Raw genomic sequence first — 9,157 nt, 5'->3', positions numbered from 1 at the left:
CTCATACCCCTTTTTCTGGAACAACACATTCGTCCCGGTAAACACCCAGGCCCGACGGCCGCCGTAACGAATGCACCAAGGGCTACGACAGGCACGGGGGGCCGAAGACAGATTTCGTCAAGAAGGAATCCGCATCTCGCAGCGGGAAGTGGGCGCGCCGACGGGCGCGCAATCTATCGGCAGGTCATGAGGACGTCACGAACCACACACTCCGTGCGGGCCTGTCCCCGACTGCGCCGCGGTAACTGCATCATCGACTCCGCAGCGGGAACCTGCGTGCGATCATCGTCGATCCATTGTGTACTCACAGATCGCCCTCCCGAAGAACATCACACCGCCCAACCGACGGCGTCCCGACTGCGGACGAGGCAGGGCGCCTACGACCGCAGGAGGCAACTTACCGTGTTGCCGGTCACGTTCGAAGCCTTTTGAACATTCAGTCGACAAGCGTCCAAGTTCGAGACGTTCGAACAACGCCGGTTACCCTCGACCGAACCGCAGGAATCCGAACTCGACCGGATTTGCGCAGGTCAAGGGCTATGGGCGAGCGATGATGTCAGATTGGGCGTTGATCACAGGGAGATTGTGATCTGATCACAGTCCGTGAGGTAGCCTCACGGAACCGTTCGGTTTGCTGGCGAGCAACCCGGTCTGCTATGCCTCGTTCAGGCCCGCAACCCGTCGGTGCCCGAACGCGTCATCACGATATTCGGGACCACCGCCCGTGCGGACAACCTGAGCAGGGCCTCCGCCATCTCGACGACGTCGCCGACCGCGAGCATCTGCTCCGGTGCGATCTGGCCGTGCTTCCACGCGCTCATGTCGGTGTCAACGTACGCCGGCGAGATCGCGGTCGCGCAGACCCCGTTGCCCGACTCCTCGGCGTTGAGAGTCTGCACAAGCGAGATCAACGCCGCCTTGGTCGCCCCGTACACCGCCAGCCCGTGCTCGGCGTAGACCCCGGTGATCGAGGCGAGCGCGATCACCTTCGCGCCGCGGCCGGGGTCTGCGGCAGCTCCGCGCCGGAGCAGCGGCAGGCTCTGCTGCAGCAACATGAACGGCGCCCGTAGGTTCACGTCGAGGGTCTTGTCGAAACGTCGCATCGGGAACTCGGCGACCGGACCCGCGGTCCCGACCCCGGCATTGAGGACGAGGGCCGACATCGCGCCGAATCGGTCCTGGTGCCGCTCCGTGAGCTGGGCGAGGCAGCGGTCGTCGGACAACTCACCCGCCACCGCGTTCACCTCAGGGGCCCCCGCGGCGCGCAGGGCTACGGCCGTCGCGTCGAGCCGGGCCTCGTCCCGGGCGGTCACCGTCAACGAGTAGCCGAGGGCGGCCAGCCTGGTCGCGATACCGAGGCCGATCCCACGTGAGGCACCGGTGACCAGCGCGGACTTCCCGATCGACGAACTCATGACGACACTCCCTTGATCGCACGCAGCCCCGCGGCCATGAACTCCGGTGTGGCCTCGGCCGCCCGTTCGGCACCACTACCCGCACTCGAGCCCTGCAGGGCCCGGTGGGTGATGCCCTCGCCGATCACACCGAGCTTGAAGTTCGCGAGGGCGAGGTAGAAATTCCAGTCCGCCAGGTCCCGACCCGAGGCGGTGGCGTAGGCCTGTGCCAACTCGTCCGCCGAGGGCAGCCGGGTGCTCGTCCACGCCGCATCCATCCCGAGCACCAGATCGAACACCGGCGACCGGTACACGCACATGAGTGCGACATCGGTCATCGGATCGCCGATCGTGGACAGCTCCCAGTCGACGACCGCGCGGACCACTGTCGGATCGGCGGCATCGAGAATCGTGTTGTCGATACGGAAGTCGCCGTGCACGATCGAGGCCGCCGTCGAGTGCGGTGTCGACTCGGCGAGCGCCGAGTGCAGCGCCGCGACGTCGGGCAGGTCCCTGGTCTTGACCCGATCCCACTGGCCGGCCCACAGTTTCACCTGCCGGGCAACGAATCCCTGCGGACGGCCGAGGGTTCCGAGTCCCACCGCCTCGTAGTCCACAGCGTGCAGGTCTGCGAGCACTCGCACCAGCGCGTGCGCATTCGCCTGCACCTGCGCGTCGGTCAGGGCGGAGAGGTCGGCGGCGTCGCGTACCACTCGGCCGTCCACGAACTCGACCACCGTCGTCGGGGCACCAAGCGCGCGTCCGTGCTCGTCGAACGCGACGGTACGCGCGACCGGCACGCCGGTCCCCTGCAGTCCCCGGGCGACGGTGTACTCACGCGCCATGTCGTGCGCGGACGGGGTCAGCCCGCTGACCGGAGGGCGCCGGACAATCCACGTGCTCTCGTCGTCGTACGCCTTGAAGGTCAGATTCGAACGTCCGCCACTGATCAACTCCACCCGCAGTTGCCCGCGAACGTCGATGCCCTCCGAGGCGAGGAACGTCCGCAGCGCGTCGACGTCCATTCCCGGCAAGCTCGTCATCGCTGCGCCAACTCTCGCTTGGCTGCGCCGACCACCCGCTTGGCGATCGCCCAGCGGTGCACCTCGGACGGGCCGTCGTACACGCGGAAGGGACGAACCTCCCGGGAGAGGCGGGCGAGCGGAAGGTCGCCGGAAACGCCCATCCCGCCGCACATCTGGATGCTGCGGTCCACGATCCGGAAGATCGCCTCCGCCGCGAAGGTCTTCGCGATGGCGGTCGCATTGGAGGCCGGCTCGCCACGATCAAGTTCCCAGCAGGCGCGGACGAGCAGTGCGCGGGTCGCCGCGATGTCGATCTCGTTGTCTGCCACCATCTTCTGGACCATGCCGAGATCGCCGAGGCGACTACCGAACCCCTCACGTTCCGCGACCCGCGCGACCGCCACGTCGTGCCCGCGCCGGGCCGCGCCGAGCCAGCGCATCACGTGGGTCATCCGGGCCGGGCCGAGACGCACCTGGGCGTACTCGAATCCGCGGTCCACCGCACCGAGCACCGCCGAGTCCGGCACGAGCAGATCCTCGAAGAAGACCTCGCAGTGGCCGCCGATCATCGCGCGGTCGAGGGTGTCGATATGCCTGCCGACCCGCAGTCCGGGGGCATCCGCCGGCGCGAGGAACATCGTGGCCCCGCCGCGGTCGCCTGGTTCGCCCGCGGTGCGGGCCATGATGATGAAGAAGCCCGCGCCGTCGGCTCCCGTGATGAACCACTTGTGACCGTTGATCCGCCAGCCGCCGTCGGCCCGCACCGCCCTGGTGGTCAGCGCCGCCGGATCGGATCCCGCACCCGGCGCCGGCTCGGTCATCGCGAAGGCCGAGCGGACGTCGCCGCGCGCGAGCGGGGCGAGGTACTGCTGCTTCTGGTCCGGGTCGGCGATGTGCGCGAGCATGTGCACGTTGCCCTCGTCGGGCGCCGCGATGTTCGTCGCGGTCGGGCCGAACAGTGAGTAGCCGGCTTCCTCGAAGACCGGTGCACGGTCGGACATGTTCAACCCGTGCCCGCCGAACTCGACCGGCGCGTGCGGCGCGAACACGCCGGCCTCCTTCGCGGCCCGCTGCAACCGCACCCGCAGCTCGTCACCGCCTGCCGCGGTGATGTCGCCGCCGTGCTCGTCCTCGACCGGGAGCACGACGTCGCGAGTGAAGGCGCGGGTCCGTTCGGCCAACGCCACGACCTCGGGTGAACAACTCAGGTCGATCGCCACCGCAACTCCTCACCTCGGACTGCAGCCGAACGATCGCTCGGCCACGCTCGCTGCCGAGAATCGCATATAAGACGCATTGTGTCAAAGACATTCACTTCGTCTGCAGTAGGATTGTTCAGGATTTCTGAACACCAAGACCGGAGGCACGAATGGGCGACCCATCACCGACGGCCCGGTCGGTGCGGCAGGCACGCCTCGCCGCCGGGCTGAGCCTGCGCGAAGTGGCCCGGCGGCTGTCGATCAGCCCCGGCACCCTCAGCGCGATCGAGAACGGCAAGACCGGAATATCGGTCGAACGACTGGACGCCCTCGCCACCGCGCTCGGCACGACGGCCGCGCGACTGCTGGATCCCGGCCACGATCCGGCACCGGCGCGCACCCGCCGACCGCGTTCGGATCGCGGCGAGACGCCTGCAGGGACGGCAACCCCACACCCGGCGGGACACTGGCGTGAGTTCTCCGCGCTGCACATCGACCCGGTGCTGGCCGCTGCCATCGACGCGTTCGTCGACACCGGCTACCACGGCGCGACCATGCGCTCGATCGCCGAGCGCGCCGGCATGAGCGTTCCCGGTGTGTACCACCACTACCGGGACAAGCAGGATCTGCTGGTTCGTGCACTCGACCTGACCATGGGCGAACTGCACTGGCGCGTGCGGGCCGCGCGCGACGAGGGCGCGACCGCGGTCGACCGGGTCGGGCAGATCGTGGCGGCACTCGCACTCTTCCACACCCACCGGAGATCCCTGGCCTTCATCGGCGCCAGCGAGATGCGCAGCCTCGAGCCTGCGAACCGGATACGAATCGCGGACTCACGCAATCAGATTCAATACCTACTCGACGCCGAGATCGACGCCGCGGTCGCCTCGGGCCACCTCACCACGGCGCACCCACGTGACGCAGGCCGAGCGATCGCGACAATGTGCACGTCGCTGCCGCAGTGGTTCCGTGCCGGAGGGCCGTCGACACCCGAGCAGATCGCTGCGGAGTACGCGGACTTCGCACTCGACCTGCTCGGGCGGACGAGCCCCTAGGAACGAGGGTTGCCGGCCATGTCGGAATTCGGTCGAGCCTGCGCGACGAGGGCCGGGATGACCTCACCCAGTTCCGCCGGATCCCACCGCGCGTCCTTGGACACGCCCGGGCCCGCAACCCAGGTCTCCGCGACGCTGATCGAACCGCCGTGCACGTTGAAGATCCGCCCGGTGATGCCGTCGGACTCCGGGGACCCGAGCCAGACCACGGTCGGCGAGATGTTGCCCGGCGCCGCAGCATCGAATCCCGTTCGCGCCTTCTCCGCCTCCGCGGCCGCCACGAAACCCTCGAGCCCCGAGGTCATCTGGGTCAGGGCGGTGGGCGCGATGGCGTTGACGGTCACGCCCAGCCGAGCCAACTCGTCCGCGAGGATCACGGTGAACGCCGCGATGCCCGCCTTCGCCGCACCGTAGTTCGTCTGCCCCACATTGCCGTACAGGCCGGACGGCGAGGAGGTGTTGATGATCCGGGGATGCGCGACCGGGGTACCCGCCTTGTGCTGCTCCCGCCAGTACGTCGCGGCGTGCTGTGAGGGCCCGAAGGTGCCGCGCAGGTGTACCCGCATGATGTCGTCCCACTGGTCGACGGTCATGTTCACGAACATCTTGTCGCGCAGGATGCCCGCGTTGTTGACCAGGACGTTGAGCGTGCCGAAGGTGTCGATCGCGGTGCGTACCAGGCGGCCAGCGCCCTCGAAGTCCGAGATGTCGTCCTTGTTCGCGACGGCGTCGCCGCCGAGCGCCTTGATCTCCTCGACCACCGCCTCGGCCGGACCGAGGTCGTTGACCACGACCTTCGCACCCTGCCTTGCGAATTCGAGCGCGTGCTCCCGCCCGATGCCACCCGCGGCGCCGGTCACGACGACGACGCGTCCTTCGTTGATGCCCATCCGTAGCTCTCCCCACATGCTCGTCGATTCAGGTCGACTGCACCGTACAAGCACGGGCGGTGAAACCTGGTCAAGTGGCTTGTTTTCACCCCCCTAGGGGGCCTTCTGACGAAGGCGCGCGTCGCCCATCGTTGTAGCCAGTCCACCTGGACGAACCCACCGAACAAAAAGGACACCACGATGATCTCCCGAACCTTGAAGACGCTTGCCGCCTCGGCGCTCGTCGCCGCCGGACTCCTCGGCGCCCAGGCCGCCGCCGCGCACGCGGAAATCCGCACCGCCCCGGACGGAACCCAGACCACGGTGTGTGTCTCCGGCGGCAAGGACTACAGCGTGGGAGCCAAGGTCTACTACCCGGACGGGAGCTACCAGACCTGCCAGTCCGACGGGACGTGGAAGCGGGTCAAGCCAGTGGTGAACGACTGGGGTGGCCGAGCGCCGGCGCCCTCCCGTTCGATGGGGTGAGAAATCGTCGATCCGAGAGCGGCCCACCACGCGCGCGACGCGGGGTGGACCGTCGGCGTTTCGGTCAGTCCCGCGGCCAGCTCAGGCCCTGACGACGCTCGATCTCCTCGTTCATCCGGCGCAGCAGCGCGACGAGGCTCTGGCGGTCCCGCTCGTCCCAGTCTGTGACGAGCGCATCGATCCCGGTGATGGTGCGCTGCCGGTCCGATCGCAGCATCCGCAGCCCCTCGGCGGTGGGACGAAGCTTGCGGGCCGTGCCGCCGGCGGGGTCGGCGATCCGTTCGGCGAGGCCCTGCCGGAGTAGTGCCGCGGTCTGCCTGTTCACCGTCGACACGTCCAGCCCGAAGGCGTCGGCCAGATCCTTGAGGGTCATCGGCTCGCTGAGTTCGAGCCGGCTGAGCAGCAGGTAGGCCGAGCGGTCCAGGTCCTGACCGGCGACCCGGTTCTTGTTGGCCAACGCCGTGTGCCGGGCCAGCAGGCTGATCTCGCGCTCGAGTCGACGGCTCGTGTCGGCCGGTACCGGGGTGTCCCTCTTGTCGGATTCCATCACGGTCATTTTTGCATCACGCTGCGTCTCCGGTGTTCGTGGTCACCCCCCCAATTGTTGTGCATGGTACACACAATGTGTACGTTGCACATTTGTGAACAACCTGCGCACACGGCGCCTCGTCCTCCCGACCCTCGCCTTCACCGGCATCGTGGTGTCGTTGATGCAGACCCTCGTGGTCCCGCTCATTCACGTGCTCCCCGATCTGCTGCACACGTCCGCGTCCACCGCCTCCTGGGTGGTCACCGCGACGCTGCTGGCGGCGGCGGTGGTGACCCCGGTCGCGGGCCGGCTCGGCGACATGTACGGCAAGCGCCGGATGATCCTGATCTCTATGGGCCTGCTGGTGGCGGGCTCGGTCGTGTGTGCGCTCAGCAGCTCGATGACGCCGGTCGTCATCGGCCGCATCCTGCAGGGTGCGGCCACCGGCGTGATCCCGCTCGGGATCAGCATCCTGCGCGACGAGTTGCCCCGCGAGCGGATCGCGAGCGCCATCTCCGTGATGAGCGCGACCATGGGCGTGGGCGGCGCCGTCGGCATGCCTCTCGCGGCGTGGACCGCCCAGAACTTCAATTGGCACGTGCTGTTCTGGACCGCGGCCGGCCTCGGCGCGGTCGCCGCGGTCGCACTCGCGGTGATCCTTCCCGAGTCGTCCGTACGCAGTCCCGGACGTTTCGACTACGTCGGCGCGGTCGGACTCGCGGTCGGCCTGGTAACCCTTCTGATGCCGCTGACCAAGGGCGCCCAGTGGGGTTGGACGTCCCCCCTGACGCTCGGCCTCCTCGCAACATCCGTCGTGGTCTTCCTCGCGTGGGGCGCGTTCGAACTGCGCACCGACGAGCCCCTGGTCGACCTGCGAACCTCCGCTTCGCCGACGGTCCTGCTGACCAACCTCGCCTCGGTCCTGACCGGATTCGCAATGTACGCAACATCGTTGACGGTGCCGCAGCTGCTCCAGTCCCCACCCGAAACCGGCTACGGCCTCGGACAGTCGATGGTCGTCGCCGGCTTGTGCATGGCCCCCGCGGGGATCGTGATGATGCTGCTCTCTCCCGTGTCCGCCCGAATCACCGGCCGCTACGGCCCGCGCATCACGTTGATGGTCGGCACGGTCGTCATCGCCACGGGCTACCTGATCGGTGCGGTCGCGATGAGCGCCATCTGGCAGATCGCGCTGGCGTCCACCGTCATCGGCGCCGGTATCGGCATCTCGTACGCGGCCATGCCCGCCCTCATCATGGGTGCGGTGCCGCTGCACGAAACCGGTGCGGCCAACGGTCTGAACTCGCTGATGCGGTCGATGGGCACCTCGTTCTCCGCGGCCGTGATGACCGTCGTGCTCACGAACATGACCAAGCCGCTCGGGCCGGTCGACGTGCCCACCCACGCGGCGTTCGTGACGACCTTCCTCATCGGCGCCGGCGCCGCGCTGCTGGCTCTGCTGGTCGCGTCCTTCATCCCCCGCAGGGTGCAGTCTCCGGCGCCGGCCACGATCGAGCCCGGCGCCACCGAACTCACACCCGCACGGTAGCCAGGGACCGGACGACCGGTCACGACAGCGGCAAACCCGTACACGACATGGCGTCCGCCCCTACGATGGGTCCGTGGCCACCGGCAGGGTCGGGCGGGCCGCGCGCGGTGCCCGACGAAGCGACGTCACCGGCACAGGCACCCGTTCCGGGTGCGTACCGGGTAGCCCCGCGGTGCGCGTGTGCTGCGTCGCCGCCGCCGCTGCGATGGCATTGCCGACAGTTCTCGCCTGTTCGACGACCGGCGGATCGACGCAGGAGAAGGTCACGCTCAGCAGTGCGGTCTCGGACGATCCGCTCCCCTGGACCGAACAACTCCTGCCGCCGCAGATCCCGACTCTCGTCCCTCCGGGGCCCCCGGACACCGTCATTCCGGTCGACGGCGCCCCGGCCCGGGTGGCCGGTGACCGGACGGGCCTCTACGGCGGCAGCCTCGACCGTCCGCTGTGCGACCGCGCGAAACTCGTCGACGGACTCCAGCAGGACCCGGCCAAGCTCGCGGCCTGGTCCCAGACGTTCGACATCGAGGACGTGCCTTCGTTCGTCCGCGGCCTGACTCCGGTGCTCCTGCGGGCAGACACCCGGGTGACCAGTTACGGATACGCCGACGGGAAGGCCGATCCGTCGCAGGCCGTGCTCGAGGCCGGGACCATCGTGCTCGTCGACGACCACGGCATGCCCCGCGTCCGATGCGCGCGCGGCAATCCGCTGCAGTCCCCCGGGACCGCCGACCCGAACCCGCGCGCCGTGCCCTGGGCCGGCTTCGATCCCGCGCGAATCGTGGTGGTTCGGCCGGCAGCATCGGTCATGACGGAGTTGTCGGTGGTCGACGTGTCGACCGGCGCCCTGATGCAGGTGCCCGTCGGCGACGCGCCACACCAGCCGGCGGTCCGGCCTGCCCCGCCGCCTTCGGCGACGCAATCGGCGCCGCAGGTGGAGTCCCCGCCGATCGTCGCCGCGCAGCGCGCACCGGTCGCGGCACCACCGCCGCCACCCCCCGTCGTCGCGCCACCGCCGCCACCGCCGCCGGAACCGCCGCCCGCACCCGCACCG

The 9,157-nt window shown here is 68.9% G+C and carries 9 protein-coding genes; 4 read left to right on the top strand and 5 right to left on the bottom strand.

All coding sequences use genetic code 11. The annotated features are described in order from the left end of the window. Positions 1-665: 665 nt before the first annotated feature. From ACFXGJ_RS11435 to ACFXGJ_RS11425, 3 genes are read right to left on the bottom strand one after another with little or no spacing between them, the layout of a single operon-like run. On the bottom strand, positions 666-1,403 hold the full coding sequence (locus ACFXGJ_RS11435; RefSeq protein WP_378619195.1) for an SDR family oxidoreductase: 738 nt from the start codon (positions 1,401-1,403) through the stop codon (positions 666-668). Positions 1,404-1,411: 8 nt separating this feature from the next. Further along, the gene (locus tag ACFXGJ_RS11430) at positions 1,412-2,437 is read right to left on the bottom strand and encodes a phosphotransferase family protein (protein WP_378619191.1); all 1,026 of its coding nucleotides are present in this window, start codon (positions 2,435-2,437) and stop codon (positions 1,412-1,414) included. Further along, complete coding sequence (locus tag ACFXGJ_RS11425; protein WP_378619188.1) at positions 2,434-3,639, bottom strand: acyl-CoA dehydrogenase family protein; 1,206 nt, start codon at positions 3,637-3,639, stop codon at positions 2,434-2,436. The genes ACFXGJ_RS11430 and ACFXGJ_RS11425 overlap by 4 nt, the downstream gene beginning before the upstream one ends. A gap of 149 nt (positions 3,640-3,788) precedes the next feature. Between ACFXGJ_RS11425 and ACFXGJ_RS11420 the strand changes: the two genes are divergently transcribed. Next, complete coding sequence (locus ACFXGJ_RS11420; RefSeq protein WP_378619186.1) at positions 3,789-4,673, top strand: helix-turn-helix domain-containing protein; 885 nt, start codon at positions 3,789-3,791, stop codon at positions 4,671-4,673. Here the strand turns inward: ACFXGJ_RS11420 and ACFXGJ_RS11415 are convergent. Next, on the bottom strand, positions 4,670-5,563 hold the full coding sequence (locus ACFXGJ_RS11415; RefSeq protein WP_378619184.1) for an SDR family oxidoreductase: 894 nt from the start codon (positions 5,561-5,563) through the stop codon (positions 4,670-4,672). The genes ACFXGJ_RS11420 and ACFXGJ_RS11415 overlap by 4 nt on opposite strands. A 180-nt stretch (positions 5,564-5,743) precedes the next feature. Between ACFXGJ_RS11415 and ACFXGJ_RS11410 the strand changes: the two genes are divergently transcribed. Beyond that, a complete protein-coding gene (locus ACFXGJ_RS11410; protein ID WP_378619181.1) occupies positions 5,744-6,028 on the top strand; it encodes a hypothetical protein in 285 nt (94 codons plus the stop codon). Between the two features lie 64 nt (positions 6,029-6,092). On the opposite strand, the gene ACFXGJ_RS11405 is transcribed toward ACFXGJ_RS11410, so the two are convergent. Continuing rightward, on the bottom strand, positions 6,093-6,575 hold the full coding sequence (locus ACFXGJ_RS11405) for a MarR family winged helix-turn-helix transcriptional regulator (protein ID WP_378619179.1): 483 nt from the start codon (positions 6,573-6,575) through the stop codon (positions 6,093-6,095). Positions 6,576-6,669: 94 nt separating this feature from the next. Between ACFXGJ_RS11405 and ACFXGJ_RS11400 the strand changes: the two genes are divergently transcribed. Together ACFXGJ_RS11400 and ACFXGJ_RS11395 are read left to right on the top strand one after the other, a co-directional pair. Beyond that, positions 6,670-8,106 (top strand): MFS transporter, encoded by a 1,437-nt coding sequence (locus ACFXGJ_RS11400; RefSeq protein WP_378619176.1) that lies wholly within the window; start codon positions 6,670-6,672, stop codon positions 8,104-8,106. Between the two features lie 73 nt (positions 8,107-8,179). Then, positions 8,180-9,157: DUF6777 domain-containing protein (locus ACFXGJ_RS11395; RefSeq protein WP_378619174.1), on the top strand; the 978-nt coding region annotated here is incomplete at its 3' end.

The organism is Rhodococcus sp. NPDC059234 (assembly GCF_042754225.1).
Lineage (GTDB): Bacteria > Actinomycetota > Actinomycetes > Mycobacteriales > Mycobacteriaceae > Rhodococcus_G.
This window is presented reverse-complemented; position numbering and strand designations above follow the sequence as displayed.

Coding starts and splice junctions, on each gene's coding strand:
- ACFXGJ_RS11430 (WP_378619191.1), bottom strand. CDS start 2,437: ATGACGAGCTTGCCGGGAATGGACGTCGACGCGCTGCGGACGTTCCTC.
- ACFXGJ_RS11415 (WP_378619184.1), bottom strand. CDS start 5,563: ATGGGCATCAACGAAGGACGCGTCGTCGTCGTGACCGGCGCCGCGGGT.
- ACFXGJ_RS11420 (WP_378619186.1), top strand. CDS start 3,789: ATGGGCGACCCATCACCGACGGCCCGGTCGGTGCGGCAGGCACGCCTC.
- ACFXGJ_RS11410 (WP_378619181.1), top strand. CDS start 5,744: ATGATCTCCCGAACCTTGAAGACGCTTGCCGCCTCGGCGCTCGTCGCC.
- ACFXGJ_RS11405 (WP_378619179.1), bottom strand. CDS start 6,575: ATGGAATCCGACAAGAGGGACACCCCGGTACCGGCCGACACGAGCCGT.